Origin of the sequence: Kineosporia sp. R_H_3 (assembly GCF_002198675.1) — a bacterium.
Taxonomy (GTDB): domain Bacteria; phylum Actinomycetota; class Actinomycetes; order Actinomycetales; family Kineosporiaceae; genus R-H-3.
Window position 1 is genome coordinate 126,979 of sequence record NZ_MWLL01000189.1, and the last position, 15,256, is coordinate 142,234.

14 protein-coding genes are annotated in these 15,256 nt (G+C 76.6%); 8 read left to right on the top strand and 6 right to left on the bottom strand.

Annotated elements, in window-relative coordinates; all coding sequences use genetic code 11:
* Nucleotides 1-11: 11 nt before the first annotated feature.
* Nucleotides 12-1,703, bottom strand: a complete 1,692-nt coding sequence (locus ECOMGDLI_RS22285) for a DUF2207 domain-containing protein (protein ID WP_143447843.1) — start codon at nucleotides 1,701-1,703, stop codon at nucleotides 12-14.
* 5 nt (nucleotides 1,704-1,708) lie between these two features.
* Nucleotides 1,709-2,284, bottom strand: a complete 576-nt coding sequence (locus tag ECOMGDLI_RS22290; RefSeq protein WP_088319041.1) for a LemA family protein — start codon at nucleotides 2,282-2,284, stop codon at nucleotides 1,709-1,711.
* Between the two features lie 102 nt (nucleotides 2,285-2,386).
* Between ECOMGDLI_RS22290 and ECOMGDLI_RS22295 the strand changes: the two genes are divergently transcribed.
* Entirely contained in the window at nucleotides 2,387-3,292 is a 906-nt protein-coding gene (locus tag ECOMGDLI_RS22295; protein WP_088319042.1) for a haloalkane dehalogenase, read from the top strand.
* A gap of 47 nt (nucleotides 3,293-3,339) precedes the next feature.
* Nucleotides 3,340-4,350 (top strand): serine hydrolase, encoded by a 1,011-nt coding sequence (locus ECOMGDLI_RS22300; protein WP_088319043.1) that lies wholly within the window; start codon nucleotides 3,340-3,342, stop codon nucleotides 4,348-4,350.
* On the opposite strand, the gene ECOMGDLI_RS22305 is transcribed toward ECOMGDLI_RS22300, so the two are convergent.
* Nucleotides 4,340-4,915: a DUF664 domain-containing protein gene (locus tag ECOMGDLI_RS22305; protein ID WP_088319044.1), complete on the bottom strand. Its 576-nt coding sequence runs from the start codon at nucleotides 4,913-4,915 to the stop codon at nucleotides 4,340-4,342. The genes ECOMGDLI_RS22300 and ECOMGDLI_RS22305 overlap by 11 nt on opposite strands.
* An 83-nt stretch (nucleotides 4,916-4,998) precedes the next feature.
* Nucleotides 4,999-6,354, bottom strand: coding sequence for a DUF2207 domain-containing protein (locus tag ECOMGDLI_RS22310; RefSeq protein WP_088319045.1), 1,356 nt, complete (start codon nucleotides 6,352-6,354; stop codon nucleotides 4,999-5,001).
* Nucleotides 6,355-6,559: 205 nt separating this feature from the next.
* Between ECOMGDLI_RS22310 and ECOMGDLI_RS22315 the strand changes: the two genes are divergently transcribed.
* Together ECOMGDLI_RS22315 and ECOMGDLI_RS22320 are read left to right on the top strand one after the other, a co-directional pair.
* Nucleotides 6,560-6,952 carry a YciI family protein gene (locus ECOMGDLI_RS22315; RefSeq protein WP_088319046.1) on the top strand — a complete coding sequence of 131 codons (393 nt, stop codon included), beginning with the start codon at nucleotides 6,560-6,562 and terminating at the stop codon, nucleotides 6,950-6,952.
* A gap of 13 nt (nucleotides 6,953-6,965) precedes the next feature.
* Nucleotides 6,966-8,324 carry an RNA polymerase sigma factor gene (locus tag ECOMGDLI_RS22320; RefSeq protein ID WP_088319114.1) on the top strand — a complete coding sequence of 453 codons (1,359 nt, stop codon included), beginning with the start codon at nucleotides 6,966-6,968 and terminating at the stop codon, nucleotides 8,322-8,324.
* 75 nt (nucleotides 8,325-8,399) lie between these two features.
* Here the strand turns inward: ECOMGDLI_RS22320 and ECOMGDLI_RS22325 are convergent, their stop codons facing one another.
* Nucleotides 8,400-9,896, bottom strand: coding sequence for a KamA family radical SAM protein (locus tag ECOMGDLI_RS22325; protein ID WP_088319047.1), 1,497 nt, complete (start codon nucleotides 9,894-9,896; stop codon nucleotides 8,400-8,402).
* 73 nt (nucleotides 9,897-9,969) lie between these two features.
* Here ECOMGDLI_RS22325 and ECOMGDLI_RS22330 point away from each other — a divergent pair, with 73 nt between their 5' ends.
* Both ECOMGDLI_RS22330 and ECOMGDLI_RS22335 read left to right on the top strand, forming a co-directional pair.
* Entirely contained in the window at nucleotides 9,970-11,067 is a 1,098-nt protein-coding gene (locus tag ECOMGDLI_RS22330) for an L-erythro-3,5-diaminohexanoate dehydrogenase (protein ID WP_088319048.1), read from the top strand.
* Nucleotides 11,068-11,129: 62 nt separating this feature from the next.
* Nucleotides 11,130-11,483: a hypothetical protein gene (locus tag ECOMGDLI_RS22335; RefSeq protein WP_088319049.1), complete on the top strand. Its 354-nt coding sequence runs from the start codon at nucleotides 11,130-11,132 to the stop codon at nucleotides 11,481-11,483.
* Between the two features lie 48 nt (nucleotides 11,484-11,531).
* Here ECOMGDLI_RS22335 and ECOMGDLI_RS22340 read toward each other — a convergent pair whose 3' ends face one another.
* A complete protein-coding gene (locus ECOMGDLI_RS22340; RefSeq protein ID WP_088319050.1) occupies nucleotides 11,532-12,479 on the bottom strand; it encodes a LysR family transcriptional regulator in 948 nt (315 codons plus the stop codon).
* Between the two features lie 94 nt (nucleotides 12,480-12,573).
* Here ECOMGDLI_RS22340 and ECOMGDLI_RS22345 point away from each other — a divergent pair, with 94 nt between their 5' ends.
* Both ECOMGDLI_RS22345 and ECOMGDLI_RS22350 read left to right on the top strand, forming a co-directional pair.
* Nucleotides 12,574-13,629 (top strand): YeiH family protein, encoded by a 1,056-nt coding sequence (locus tag ECOMGDLI_RS22345; RefSeq protein WP_088319051.1) that lies wholly within the window; start codon nucleotides 12,574-12,576, stop codon nucleotides 13,627-13,629.
* A 42-nt stretch (nucleotides 13,630-13,671) separates the two neighbouring features.
* Entirely contained in the window at nucleotides 13,672-15,249 is a 1,578-nt protein-coding gene (locus ECOMGDLI_RS22350) for an amidohydrolase (RefSeq protein ID WP_088319052.1), read from the top strand.
* The last annotated feature ends 7 nt before the right edge of the window (nucleotides 15,250-15,256 follow it).

A 15,256-nucleotide genomic window follows, 5' to 3' on the forward strand; every position in this document is an offset into this window, starting at 1 on the left:
GCGTCACGACGTCACGACGGCACCCCGGTCCGGCCCGCCAGCGCAGAGCGCAGCCGGTCGGCGACCTCCTCGTCGGTGACGGGCCGCAGCGGCAGGGCCAGCGTCGCCACCCGGTCGCCGGCCCGGGCGACCGCCCACCGCGCCGGGGCGTCGCCGTCCACGTACGCGTCCGCGCCGGCTCCGCCGAGCGGACGCCGCAGGGGCCTCGAGACGAGCAGCCGCCACGCGACCTCGCCGAGCGGTCCCTCCACGACCACCGTCCGGACGTCGTCCGCACCCGGCCGCGACGGGGCCGCCGTGTCGGGAGACGCGAGCACCTCGACGGCGAGCACCCGCCGGCTCCAGCGCCGGACCGTCAGGCGCACCCGGTCAGCGGGCGCCACACCGGCCCGGGCCCCTGGCAGCAGCGCCCATGCCCGCGTCCGGTCGGTCGTGCCGTCGTCGACGGCGAGGTGGTACATCTGCGGCGGCCCCTCGCGGCCCCGGTCGGCGGACTGCCGTCGGGCCACCGAGATCCAGAGCACCTCACCGACGACCACTCGCGGGCCGGCGAGGTCGAGGACAGCGGTGCCCAGCAGCCAGATGCTGCTCCCGACGAGTCCGAGGGCCCCCAGGGCAGCGACGTCGGAGAGCGCGAGGTAGCGCACCCGGTCGGCGGGGCCGGCGAACGCGGGCAGCTCGGCGGCCGCCGACAGCAGCACCGCGGCCCCGGGCACCTGGAAGAGCGCGCGGACGACGCGGGTCGGCGTCCCGGTCCCGAACAAGGACCCGCGCGGGTAGCGGACGCGGACGACGCGCCAGGTGCCGCCGTAGGCCGACCAGACGCGACGTCGGTCCGCGAGCCCGAAGTCGAGCACCGACCGCACCACGGTCGTCACCCCCAGGGCGTCGCCGTACGCGAGGTACCGGTCCCAGACGGCGACCGCTGCCGGCGGCTGCGCGGCGAAGGCGGAGTCCCCGCGGAGGAACGCCGCCAGCCCGAGCCAGGCACCCGCCTGCGCCCGGCCCGCCTCGGTCAACGTCTCGCCGCGCAGCAGCCGGCCTGCGGCGCCCGCCGCAGCCCCCCAGGCCAGGACGGTGACGACCGCCGCGGCGCCCAGCGCGTCGCCGACGGTGCCGGACTGCGCGCCGGCGGCCGCACCGAGCGAGAGCGCCGCCGGGCCGGCCGCGGCGACGACTCCGACCTGCCGCGAGACCGGCACCCGGGGCCGGGTCAGACCGGCGGACCGGGCTGCCGCGCGCACGTGCGCGGCGAAGGCCCGCCACCAGCCGGCGACGTCCTCCCCGCCGCGGGCCCGCAGCGCCGCGACGGGCGCGACACCACCGCGGACCACGGCACCGACCCGGCCGAGCACCTGCTCCTCGAAGGGGAGCAGGTGGTCGCCGGCCGCCACCCGGTGCCCGGTCAGGTGCACCGTCGTGCTGCGCGGGTCGCGGTCCGCCTGTCGCAGGTCGACATGCCCCCGGGCGGCGAGGTCGACGAGCGTCGACTCCACGGCGTCCTCACCGACGACGAGGTCCTGCGTGAGGTAGGCGACCACGCCGGGCGGCAGGCCGGCCGGCGGCAGGTCGGCCGTGGGCGGACCCGCGACCGGCGCACGGTGCCGGGTGCCCAGCGCGAGCGCCACGACGCCGACCGCCCACAGGGCCGACAGTGCGAGGGCCGCGGCCCAGACGGCGGTGCCGACGAAGCCCGGGACCACAGGGTTCAGAACCGGACCGCGACGGCGCCGCGGTCGTCGTCCCCGGCGCGGAAGTACTCGGCGGCGGCGAACCCGGTGACCCCGGCGACGAGCGAGGTCGGGAACGACTGCACCGCCGTGTTGAGCCCCTGCACGGAGCCGTTGAGGAACTGCCGGGCGTAGGCGATCTTGTCCTCGGTCTCGGCGAGCTCGCTCTGCAGTGCGAGGAAGGTGGCGCTGGCCCGCAGCTCGGGGTACGCCTCACCGATCGCGAGCAACCGGGACAGCGCCCCGCCGAGAGCGGCCTCCGCCTGCGCCTGCTGCTCGCGCGGGCCGCCGAGCGCCGCGACCGCGGAGCCGCGGGCAGCGGTCACGGCCTCGAACGTGCCGCGCTCGTGGACGGCGTAGCCCTTGACGGTCTCCACGAGGTTCGGGACGAGGTCGTGCCGGCGCTTGAGCTGGACGTCGACCTGCGCGCCGGACGCCTCCACCTGCTGGCGCCGGGCGACGAGCCGGTTGAAGGTGACGACGCCCCAGAGCAGGACGCCGACGACGAGCAGGACGAGTGCGGTCGGCACGAGGACGAGCAGGGTGGTCGACATGTCAGCTCCCGGGACGCGGTGGTCGGCGCCAGTCGACCGCAGCACGGTCACCGGGCGGTCACCGCGCGGTCACCGCGCCGGCTGTCGCGGCAGACTGTCGGGATGGACGCCTACCGCACCCCCGACGCGCGTTTCGCCGACCTGCCCGGCTTCGGCCACGAGCCGCGGTACGCGGAGGTCGCCGCGCCGGGGGGCGGGTCGTTGCGGATGGCCTGGTACGAGACCGGTCCGGCCGACGGGCCGGTCGCGCTGCTGCTCCACGGCGAACCCACCTGGTCGTTCCTCTACCGCGACGTCATGGCGGTGCTCGCGGTGCGCGGGGTCCGGGCGGTCGCCGTCGACCTCGTCGGGTTCGGCCGGTCCGACAAGCCGCTCGCGGCGGCCGACCACAGCTTCGCCCGGCACGTCGAGTGGGTCCGCGAGCTGTGCTTCGACCGGATCGGCCTGGACGACGTGACGCTCGTCGGGCAGGACTGGGGCGGGCTCATCGGGCTGCGGCTCGTCGCCGAGCACCCGGAGCGGTTCGCCCGGGTCGTCGCCGCGAACACCGGGCTGCCGACGGGGGACCACGACATGCCGCCGGTCTGGTGGCGCTTCCGGCAGGCGGTCGAGGCGGCGCCGGTCCTCGACGTCGGCCGGCTCGTCGCGGCCGGGTGCGTCCGCGGCCTCGCCGACGCCGCCCGGGCCGCGTACGACGCCCCGTTCCCGGACGAGGCCTCGAAGGTCGGCCCGCGCGTCATGCCGACGCTCGTGCCGACCCGCCCGGACGACCCGGCGACCGAGGCGAACCGGGCCGCGTGGCAGGTGCTGCGCCGCTGGGACAAGCCGTTCCTCGTCGCGTTCAGCGACGGCGACCCGATCACCGGGGCGATGGCCCCGGTGCTGCGCGCCGCGGTGCCCGGCACCGCCGGGCTCCAGCACCCGACGATCGCCGGTGCCGGGCACTTCCTCCAGGAGGACGCCGGCGAGGAGCTGGGCCTCGTCGTCGCCGAGCTCATGGGGCGCTGACCGCGGGGGCAGGGAACCAGTCGGCGCCGCCCGTCGTCGGCCCCCGTATGAGTCCCGACGCGCTCGAGGCAGCCGTCGTCCCGGTCCTGGACCGGCACGCCGGTCGGCACACCGCGCTGGTGGCGGCCGTCGGTGCCGGCGGGGCGACGTGCGTGCTCGGCCGCGGCCGCGACGAGCGTGCCGGGGTGCCGGACGGCGCGACGGTCCTCGAGATCGGCTCGGTGACGAAGGTGTTCACCGCGACGCTGCTCATGCTCATGGCGGACGCCGGCGAGGTGGCGCTCGACGAACCCGTCCAGGACCTGCTGCCGGACGGCGTCCGGATGCCGGTCCGCGGACGGCCGATCACCCTGCTGGACCTCGTGACGCACCGCAGCGGCCTGCCCCGGCTGCCCGCGCGGTGGCTGCTGCGCGCCCGCGGGCACGGCGACAACCCGTACGCCGTGCTCGGGCTCGACGACGTGTGGCACGCGGCCGTGACGACACGGCGCAGGGCACCGGGCGGCGCACCCCGCTACTCCAACCTCGGCGTCGGCCTGCTCGGGCACGCGCTCGCGCACCGGGCAGGCACGCCCTGGGAGACCCCTGTGGTGCAACGGGTCTGCCTGCCGCTCGGGCTCGCCGACACCTACCCCGGAGAGCGGCCCGAGGACACCTCCCGCACCGCCGCCGGGCACGACGCCCGGGGACGTGCCGTCCCGCACTGGGACTTCCCGGTGCTCGCCGCGGCGGGAGCGCTGCGCTCGACCGCGGTCGACCTGCTCGCCTTCCTGCGGGCCCAGGACGGCGACGGCGGCACGGCGCTGCAGCGCGCCGTCCGGGCGACGCACGAGCCGTACGCGAGCCGGCTGGCGCTCGAGCAGTGCGCCGGGTGGATGGCGCTGCGCCGCGGTCCCGGGACGACCGAGCGGGTGCTGTGGCACAACGGCGGCACCGGGGGCTTCCGCTCCTTCGTGGCGTGCGTGCCCGGACGTGACGTGCAGGTCGTCGTGCTCGCCGCCGACGCGCGCGACGTCGACCGGCTGGGCCAGGACCTGCTCGCCGCGGTCATGTCGTGACGGCCGCGGCCGGACCGGTCGGGACGCTCGGCCGGCCCTCGGCGTAGTCCCACACCGCGCCGTCGAGCAGCTCGCGGACGGCGTCGAGGTGCCCTGCGTGGGTGCTCGTCTCGACGAGCACGTGGACGAGCACCTCCGCGAGGGTCGTCAGCCGCCACCCGCCCCAGGCGCCCTCCGGCCACCAGGCGGGCGGCGTCACGGCGGGCAGCCCCTCGACCGAGGCGGTCGCCGCCGCGACGTCCCTGCGGTAGGTCGTGAGGACGTCGTCGGCAGGGCGGTGGTCGGGGACGGCGAACTCGTCGTGGTCGTCGTCGGCCGTGGCGTCGCCGTGGGTGCCGTGCACGACCTCGGAGAACCAGAACGTCGTCATCGACGTGAGGTGCTGCAGCATCCCGAGGCAGCTCCACCCCGACGGCAGCACCGGCCGGCGCAGCGCCTCGTCGTCCAGGCCGTCGAGGATCCCCGCGACGCGGGCCTGCTGCGCGCGCAGCGTCGAGAGCAGGGCAGCGGTGTCGGTCTCGGTGTGGATGTCGGTGCCAGTGTCGGTCGCGGTGCTGGTGGACATGTCGGCTCCTCGGACGGTCGCTCCGGCGGGCCGGCCGGCCCACCGAGCACGTGTCGGAGCCGCCCGGCCCGGATCGACGTCGGCTACGCCGCGGCGACCGGGATCCGTTCCACCGCCCGCACGGTGCGGCTCCACGGCCGGACCGTCATCCGGATGTGGTCACCGCTGTGGCACCGGTCCCGCAGGTCGGCGGGCAGCGACCAGGCCGTCGTCCGGTCGCTCGACCCGTCGTCGACGGCCAGGTGGTAGGTCTCGACCCACGCCGAGTCCTCGCCGCGCCCCACGTGGTGCTCCTCGAGCCACAGCACCTCGCCGACGACCTCACGCTCGGCACCGATCTCGAGCACCGTCGCGGCGATGCGCAGCAGCACCCGGACACCGACCGCGAGCAGGACGACGACCCCGGCCAGGCGCAGGGCCGGGAGCAGGGCGCCGTCCGGGGACCAGCCCGCCGCGGCGGGGACCCAGAAGAGGGTGAAGGTGCAGGCGGCCACCACGCCGACGAGCCACAGCCCGTAGAGCGTCGTCCCGCCGGCGGACCGCCCGGCGAGGAAGCCCCGCGGGTAGCGGACCTCCACCTGCCGCCACGTGCCGCCGAACGACGACCAGACGACGCCCCGGTCCCCGCGGCCGAACCGGACGAGACGGTCGAGTCCGCGGGTCAGGCCGAGCGCCCGGGCGTGGGCGAGCCGCCGCCCCTGCACGGCGACGTCGGCCGGCGCCGCGGCCCGCAGGAGCTCGTCCCGGCCGAGGTGGGTCCCGTGCCCGAGCCAGGCGGACGCCGCCCGCCGTCCGGAGCGCGTGAGCCGCTCCCCGTCGAAGCGTCCCCAGACCGGGCCGAGCAGCACCACCAGGGTCACCGCCGCGACGGCGAACAGGATGTTCCCCGGCTCCGTCGTGTCCTCCGCCCTGGCGACGGCCAGGGCACCGACCGCCAGCGCAGGCACGAGGGCCGCCGCGACGAGGACGCACCGCAGCACCCACCCGGCGCGCGCGCAGGTGAGCCGGCGGGCGCGGGTCGCCTCGACGACGGCCTCGCGCACGTCGTCCTCCTCGGGCGCCCCGGCCCGGGCGGCGAGCGCGGGCAGCGGGACGGGACCGCCACGACCCAGGCTCCGGACCCGGGCCAGGACGAGCGACTCCAGACGGTCGAGCCCGTCGACGGGTCTGCCCGGCCGGACCGTCGCCGGACCGCCGGCCGGGGCGTCGACGACGAGGACCCCGCGCCCGGCGAGGTCCACGAGCGTGGCCGCGGCCGCCGCCTCCGTGCCCGGCCCGCCGACGAGGAACGCGACCACGCCGGGCGGGAGGTCGTCGGGCGGTTCGGGCGAGGCCGGTCCGGGGGCCGGGCGGCCGAACCGGGTGAGGACGTGGGCGGCGGCGGTGACGACGCCCCAGCCGAGGAGGGCGGCGACAACCAGGACGAGATCGTGCGACACGGGCGAACTCCACAGGGCGGTGCGGATCGGTCACCGCTGCGATGATCACACGGGCGCGTCGGTTCCCTCCACGTCTTCGGTGATTCCGCGGCCGCGGCGCTGCGCCCCCCTGGACTCGTCGGCGGATCCGGTTCGGGGACCATGTCGAGGACGGCGCGACCGCTCCGACGAGTCACCGACAGCAGCCGACGCCCAGGGAGAGCCCGTGAAGTACGTCATCCTCATCCACTCCAACCCCGAGCCGTGGGGGCACCCGACCGAGCACTACACCGCCGAGGGCCGGGCCCAGTCGCCCGAGGACCGCGAGAAGGCCGACCGCGCGTTCGACGCGCTCATGGAGGGCCTCGTCGCCTCCGGCGAGTTCGTCACCGCCGAGGCGCTCGCCGACCCGGCGTCGGCGACCCTCTACCGGTGGGCGCCCGACGGGCACGTCGCGACCGACGGGCCGTACGCGGAGACCAAGGAGCACCTCGCCGGCTTCTTCCTCGTCGACGTCGCGAGCCCGGAGCGCGCGCAGGAGATCGCGGCGCAGTTCGTCGGCCCGGGCAGCGCCGTCGAGCTGCGGCCGGCGATGTGGGGCGGTGGCCCGGACGAGTGAGCGGACCCCGCCGGTGACCGGGCCCGGCCTCCCGCGGCGCCCGCTCGAGGACGTGCTGCGGGAGGCGGCACCCGACGTCCTCGCGGTGCTCGTGCGCCGGTGCGGCGACCTCGACACCGCGGAGGACGCCGTCCAGGAGGCGATGCTCGCGGCGACGACGCAGTGGCCGCGGGACGGGCTGCCCGACAACCCGACCGGCTGGCTCGTCCGGGTGGCGGACCGCCGGCTCGTCGACCGGTACCGCAGCGAGAGCGCCCGGGCCCGGCGCGAGCGGGCCGCCGTCCTGCGGGAGCCCGCGGACCGGCTGCACGCGCCGGCCGCGGACGCCGGCGTGGACACCGACCCGGCCACCGCCGGCGAGGCGCCCGTCGACGACCAGGTGCACCTGTTCGCGCTCTGCTGCCACCCGGCCCTGAGCCGGCCCTCGCAGGTGGCGCTCACGCTGCGCTCGCTCGCCGGCCTCACGACCCAGCAGATCGCACGCGGCTTCCTGGTGCCGGAACCGACCATGGCGCAACGGATCAGCCGGGCGAAGGCGCGGCTGCGCGAGTCCGGCGCCCGGTTCGGCACGCTCACCGCGGCCGAGCTCGCCGAGCGGATGTCGGCGGTGCTCCAGGTGCTGTACCTGGTCTTCACCGAGGGCCACACGGCCACGTCCGGGGCAGGGCTGTACGACGTGTCGCTGACGGCCGAGGCGATCCGGCTCACCCGGCGGCTCGCGACGCTGCTGCCCGGGGACGACGAGTGCGCGGGGCTGCTCGCGCTCATGCTGCTCACCGACGCCCGCCGGGCGGCGCGGACGGCGCCCGACGGTGCGCTCGTGCCCCTCGCCGAGCAGGACCGCTCGCTGTGGGACCGGGCCGCGGTGGCCGAGGCGGTCGCCGTCCTCGAGCGGGTGCTGCCGCGCGGCCACGTCGGGCCGTACCAGCTCCAGGCCGCCATCGCCGCGGTGCACGCGGAGGCAGAGCGGTGGGAGGACACCGACTGGCCGCAGATCAGCGTGCTCTACCGGATGCTCGACAGGATCGCGCCCGGGCCGGCCGTCACCCTCAACCTCGCCGTGTCGGTGGCGATGGAGCACGGTCCGGACGCCGCCCTGCGGCTGCTCGACCCGCTCCTCGACGACCCGGCGCTGCGCCGCCAGCACCGGCTGCACGCCGTCCGCGCGCACCTGCTCGACCGCCTCGGGCGCACCGACGAGGCGCGGGAGGCGTACGCGACGGCGGCGCGGCTCACGACGAGCATCACCGAGCAGCGCTACCTCAACGCGAAGGCCGGGCGACTGCCGCGGGATCGAGGGGAGGAACCCGGTACGGCACCTCGTCGTCACAGCGGCGTGCAGGACGACCAGGAGTCGAGGACGTGGGGCTGAGCGGGTCCCAGGAGCGGGAGCTGCGCGGCCTTCGAGCAGCGGGCAGCCGACCGCAGCCCGGCCAGGAGTAGCCCGTCAGGCCTGCGCGCGCGCCGCCGCCCGGCTCGACGCGGCGTGCTCGGTCGCCGCGAGGTGCGCGAGCTCGACGTCCGAGTTCTCCCGCCACCACGCCTGGCCCTCCTCGGGGAGGGTGTCGATCGGGTCGTAGTACGGGTAGGTCCGGGTCAGCGCCTCGGGGTCGGACGACTCGATGGACGTCCGGTAGTTCTTCGTCCAGCGGCTGATCCCGCGGACCGCGTCGTACTCGGCGTTCTGGTGCACCCAGCGCTTGCCGACGAAGGGGACGTCGCACACGATGCGCGGCGTCGCGAAGCCCGGCAGGTAGCCCATGATCCCGTGCTGGAGCTCCTGGGCGGCCGGCAGGCTGACCCGCCAGTGCTCGCTGAACGGGATCATGTCGCACATGTAGAAGTAGTACGGCGTGATCATCGCGCCGTCCTGCAGCCGGAAGCACAGGTCGAGCAGGTCGTCGACCTCCGCGTTGACGCCCCGCATGAGGACGCCCTGGTTGCGCACGTCGCGGACGCCGGCCTCGAGCATCGCCATCGTCGCCTCGGCGACGAGCGGGGTCACCGACTGGGCGGCGTTGACGTGGGTGTGGATCGCGAGGCTCACGCCGCGCTCGCGCGCCGTGCGGGCGACACGGGCGACGCCCTCGACGACGTCCGGCTGCAGCCAGTGCTGCGGCAGGCCCATGAGCGCCTTCGTCGCGAGCCGGATGTCCCGGATGTTCTCGATCTCGAGCAGCCGCACGATGAACGCCTCGAGGTTCTTCCACGGCATGTTCGCGACGTCGCCGCCGGAGACGACGACGTCACGGACCTCGGGGGAGCGGCGCAGGTACTCGACCATCCGGTCGGTGCGGTCGACCGGCTTGAGGTCGAACTTCAGCTTCTGGACGACGGGCGTCGAGTTCCCGACGAGGTCCATCCGGGTGCAGTGACCGCAGTACTGCGGGCACGTCGGGAGCAGCTCCGCGAGCACCTTCGTCGGGTACCGGTGCGTGAGCCCTTCGGCGACCCACATGTCGTGCTCGTGGAGGCTGTCGCGGGTCGCGAACGGGTGGCTCGGCCACTCGGTGAGGCGGTCGGAGAAGACCGGCAGCATGTAGCGGCGCACCGGGTCGGCGTAGAACGCCGCGGTGAACGCCGGGCCGCCGGCCGGCGCGACGCCGTCCGTCGCCGGGACCATCGTGTTGAGCATCTGCGGCGGGACGAGCATCGACATCGTCGCCCGCTCGGCCTGGTCGCGCTCGAGGTCGGCGTAGAAGGACTCGTCGAGCAGGTCACCCATGAGCGCCTTGAGCTGGGCCGTCGTCTTGACGCAGTGCGCGCGCTGCCACTGGGCGCTGCGCCACTGCTCCTCGGTGACGTCCTTCCAACCGGGCAGGCGCGTCCAGTCCGGTTCGACGAGCTCGACCCGGCGGTAGCGGTACGGCTGGCCGTGGGACGGCAGGAGGCCGGCGTCCGGCGAGGCGGCGGGCACCGGCGGGCTCGTCACGATGTCGGTCATTGGAGCAATGTACGGGAGATCCTGCGGTGATGTCAGCCTCCGACGGGACGATTTTCTGCACTACCCTGGGCTCATGACAGAGGTTGTCGAGACCCGCACCACCGTTCCGACCTCGCCCGTGGGCCTGCACCGGGTGCTCGAGCCGCACGGCGTCCTGCCGCAGGCGGCCTGGCGGCTCGACGCCGACCCGCAGATCCGCGCGGACGAGGTCCGGGTCCGCGTCGAGCGGCTCAACCTCGACGCCGCGAGCTTCCGGCAGCTGTCCGACAAGAACAACGGGGACGGCGACGCCGTCCGGGCCGAGGTGCTCGCCATCGTCGGCAGCCGCGGCAAGATGCACAACCCGGTGACCGGCTCGGGCGGGATGCTCGTCGGCACCGTCGAGGAGGCCGGCCCGGACAGCACCCTCGGTCTGTCCCCGGGGGACCGGATCGCGACCCTCGTCTCGCTCACCCTGACCCCGCTGCGGATCACCGACGGCCTCGCCCGCTGGGACGGCCGCAGCGAGCAGGTCCCGTGCGACGGGCACGCCGTGCTCTTCGGCCGCTCGATCGCCGCGCACCTGCCCGACGACCTGCCCGCCGAGCTCGCCCTGGCCGTCATGGACGTCTGCGGCGCCCCCGCCCTGACCCACCGCGTCGTCGCGAAGTACGTCGCCCAGGGCCGTCCGCCCGTGGTCGCCGTCATCGGCGGCGCCGGCAAGAGCGGTTCGCTCGCCCTGGCCGCCGCGCGCCGGGCCGGCGCCTCCCGGCTCATCGGCGTCGTCCCCGTGACGCACGAGAAGACGGCCCTCGAGGCGACCGGCCTCGCCGACGTCGTCGTCCTCGCCGACGCCCGGGACCCGGTGGCGATCTCCGAGGCCGTCGCCGCCGCGGGCGGCCCCGCGGACGTCACCGTCGTCTGCGTGGACGTCCCCGGCTGCGAGCACGGCGCGATCCTGTCGACCGGGAACCTCGGCACCGTCGTGTTCTTCTCCATGGCGACGTCGTTCGCGACCGCGGCGCTCGGGGCCGAGGGCCTCGCCGCCGACGTCACCCTCATGATCGGCAACGGCTATGCCGCCGGGCACGCCGACTTCGCCCTCGACGTGCTCCGGAACTCACCCGGTGCACGGACGCTCTTCGAGAACAAGCTCTCCAGCCACACGGGCGCGGTGCACCCGCCGCGCTGACGGCGTCCGGCCGGGCGGGCGAATGCCGCCGCCCGGGCCGGACACGCACCTAGAGTGCCGCTGTGAGCGACCTCGGCGGCCGGAACTGGACACCCCTGCTCGTGCCGGTGGGCGCCGCGGTCCTCCTCACCGCCGCGTGGTTCGCCGTCACGAGCGGCCCCCGGCCGCAGGGACCGCCCGGGACCCCCGAGGGCGCCGTGCAGAGCTGCCAGGAGGCCGTGCGGCAGCGGCTCGCGAACCCGGGGACCGCGACGTTCTCGACCGTCAGGTGGGACCGGGGGGCGACGGTCTGGCTCGTCAGCGGCGGCCTCTCGGCGGAGGCTGCCGACGGCTCGCTGGTCGAGGGCCGGTTCGACTGCGAGGCCATCGAGACGAGCGGCGAGGTCGTCACGCTCGTCCTGCCCTCGGGGCTGTAGCGCCGTCGTTCCCGAGCGTTCCGTCCCGACCGTGGTCCGCCGTTCGGTCTAGCCCGCCGTCACCGGCTCCGGCGGTGTCCACACCGCGTGCCGGGCGGCGATCCGCAGCAGGTCCCGCGCCGGGCCGGTCGGGCGCTGGCCGCGCGGCCAGACCGCGCGCAGCCGGCGGGAGAGGTCGAGCCCCGGCACCGGCACGTGGACGAGGCGGCCGGCCGCGACGTCGTCCTCGACCGCGAAGGTGCTGAGCACGGCGGGCCCGGCGCCGGCCTCGACGGCCGAGCGGACCGCGCTGGCGGTCGACAGCTCGAGCAGCGGGGTCGCCGCCCCCGGCCCGGCGGGCAGCAGGGCGGCGAGCGCGGCCTCGAGGGCGAGCCGGGTCCCGGACCCGGGTTCGCGGGTGACGAGCCGGGTCGCGGCGAGCTCCTCGGGGTCGAGCGGACGGCGCCGGCGGGCCCACGGGTGGGCCGGGTTGACCACGACGGCGAGCTCGTCGCGGGCCACCACCTCGCCGTCGAGGTCGGCCGACACCGCCGGCCCCTCGACGAACCCGAGGTCGACGCCGTGGTCGAGCAGGGCCCGCCCGACCTCGGTGGAGTTCATCGCCGACAGGCTCACGGCGACGTCGGGCCGGTCGGTCGCGAGCCGCACGAGCCAGCGGGGGAGCAGGTGCTCGGCGACCGTGAGGCTCGCCGCGACCCGCAGCCGCGCGTCCGCGTCGGCCCGCAGGGACGCGATCCCGGCCTCGAGCACCTCGGCCGCCGCGAGCACGCCCCGCGCCCAGTCCGCGAGCAGCGCACCGGCCGGCGTCAGGGTGGACCCGCGCGCCCCGCGGTCGACGACCGCGAACCCGACGAGCCGCTCGATCGAGCGGATCCGGGCACTGACCGCCGGCTGGCTGATCCCGTGCTCGGCCGCGGCCCGGCCGAGACTGCCGGTGCCGGCGACCCGCAGGAGCAGCTGGAGGGCGTCGAGGTCAGGGACCCGGTTCAGAGTCATGCATCCAGTCTATGGCTAGCCATAAGCCCAGCTGATGTCTCCATCACAACGAGCCGTCTACCGTGTCGTCGCAGGTCAGCCGCACCGTGAGGGCATGCTGCAGGCCGCTCCCGCACCGGTGCACCGCCGGGCCGCGCCGCTCGTACCGGGGCTCGCGGTCCTCGTCGGCCTCGCCGCGATCGCCCTGGCCGCCTCGGCGCTGCTGCCCGGCGTCGTCGCCGCGAGCGTGGCCGTCGCGCTCGGCGCGCTGCTCGGGTCGTCCGGACTGCACCACGCCGCGCTCCGCCCCGGCACCCGGGCCGCCGGTCACCACCTGCTGCGCGGCGCCGTCGTGCTGCTGGGGCTCGAGGTGGCGGTCCCGGACGTCGTGCGGCTGGGCGGGCCCGGGCTGGCCGCGGTGGCGGTCACCGTGGCCGTCACCTTCACGGGCACGCGCCTGCTCGGCCGGATCCTCGGCGTCCCCGCGTCACGGGCGCTCCTCGTCGCGACGGGCTTCTCGATCTGCGGCGCGTCGGCGGTCGCCGGTGTGCGGGACGCCGCGGGTGCCGACGACGAGGACGCCGCGGTCGCGATCGGCCTGGTGACGCTCTGCGGGACCGCTGCGATCGTCGTCCTGCCCCTGCTCCGCGGCCCGCTCGGCCTCGACCCGGCTGCTTTCGGTGCCTGGGTCGGCGCGAGCGTGCAGGACGTCGGCCAGACCGTGGCCGCCGCGCAGCAGGTCCCCGGGGCGCTCCAGGCAGCGGTCGTCGTCAAGCTGAGCCGCGTGGTCCTGCTCGCGCCGCTCGTCGCGGCGGTCGCGGTCGCCCGCCGGCGCGCGGAGGCCGCGCACGGAGGCGGCCGGCCGGGGACGGCCCGGGTGACGGGCGTCCCCCGCATGCCGCCGCTCGTCCCCGGCTTCGTCGTCGGCTTCCTCGTCGCGGTGGCCGTCGGCAGCAGCGGCGTGCTCCCGGGCCCGGTGGTCGCGGCGGTCGGCGACGTCCGGCACCTCGTGACGGTCGCCGCGCTCGTCGGGCTGGGCGCCGGCATCGACGTCCGGGCACTGCGCCGGACGGCGGGCCGCGCGGCGGCGCTCGGCCTGCTCAGCTGGGCCCTCGTCGCGACGACGGCGTTGGCGGCGCTCACCGTCGCGGGCCGCGTCCTGCCGGCCTAGGCGGAACGCCACGGGGCGCCCGGCTGCCTAGACTCCCCGCCCGTGAGGACCCTTCTGCGCGGCGGCGTCGTCCGCTCGCCCCACGACCCGGCCGCGACGGCGCTGCTCGTCGACGACGGCACCGTCGCGTTCGTCGGGTCGGACGACGCAGCGCTCGCGCACGCCGGCGGCGCCGACGCGTTCGTCGCGGGCGTCGACGAGGTCGTCGACCTCGAGGGCGCGCTCGTCGCCCCGGCGTTCGTCGACAGCCACGTCCACACCACAGAGACGGGCCTGCTCCTCGACGGGGTCGACCTGCACGACGCGCGCTCGGTGACCGAGATCCTGGCCCGCGTCGAGGCGGCGAGCCGGCGCGGCGGCGGCCGGCCGATCCTCGGGCAGGGCTGGGACGAGCGCAGCCTCGCCGAGGGCAGGCCCCCGACGCGCGCCGAGCTCGACCGGGCCTCGGCCGGGGGAGTGGTCTACCTCGCGCGGGTCGACGTCCACTCCGCCGTCATCTCCAGTGCGCTCGTCGCGGCGTCCGGGGCGGACGCCCACGACGGCTGGTCCGCCGACGGCCGGGTCGAGCGGGACGCCCACCACGCCGCGCGGGACACGACCCGGGCCCTGCCCGCCGGACGCCGCCGCGACCTCCAGCTGCTCGCGCTGCGCTCCGCGGCCGCGCGCGGGATCGCCACGGTCCACGAGGCCGCCGCGCCGCACATCGGGCCCGAGGACGACCTGCGCGCCCTCGTCGCGCTCACCGCCGACCCGGAGCAGCGGCTGCCCGAGGTCGTCGCCTACTGGGGCGAGCTCGTCGCGGACGCCGAGGCTGCGACCGCCCTGCGCGACCGGTTCGGCCCGTGGCTCGCCGGCCTCGCCGGTGACCTCTGCGCCGACGGCTCGGTCGGCTCCCGGACGGCGGCCTACCGGGCCGACTACGCCGACTGCGCGGGGCACCGCGGTCACGGGTACCTGTCGGGCGCCCAGGTCCGCGACCACGTCGTCGCCTGCACCCGGGTCGGGCTGCAGGCGGGCTTCCACGTCATCGGCGACGCGGGCACGGACGCCGTCGTCGAGGGGCTGACCCTCGCCGCCGAGGTGGTCGGCACCCCGGCGCTGCAGGCCGCCCGGCACCGGCTCGAGCACGTGGAGACCGTGGACGCCGCGGCGATCGCCGTGCTCGCCGACCTCGGGGTGACCGCAAGCGTGCAGCCCGCGTTCGACGCCCTCTGGGGCGGCACCGACGGGCTCTACGCCGCCCGGCTCGGCGCCGCCCGGGCCCTGACGATGAACCCGTTCGCCGCGCTCGCCGCCGCCGGCGTCCCGCTCGCCCTCGGCTCGGACTCGCCGGTCACGCCGTTCGACCCGTGGGGCGCCGTCCGGGCCTGCGTGCACCACCACGTCGAGGCGCAGCGGCTGCCCGCCGACGTCGCGTTCGCCGCGCACACGGAGGGGGCGCACCGGGCCGCGCGGCGCGACGGCGAGGGCGTGCTCGTGCCCGGGGCCCCGGCGACCCTGGCGGTGTGGACGGCGTCCGGAGCCGGCGCGGGCGACATGGCCGATCTCGTCGCCGGCGCGCCGTCCCCGGCCTGCGTCCTGACGATGCGAGCCGGCCGCGTCATCCACGACGCCCGCTGAGTGCGGG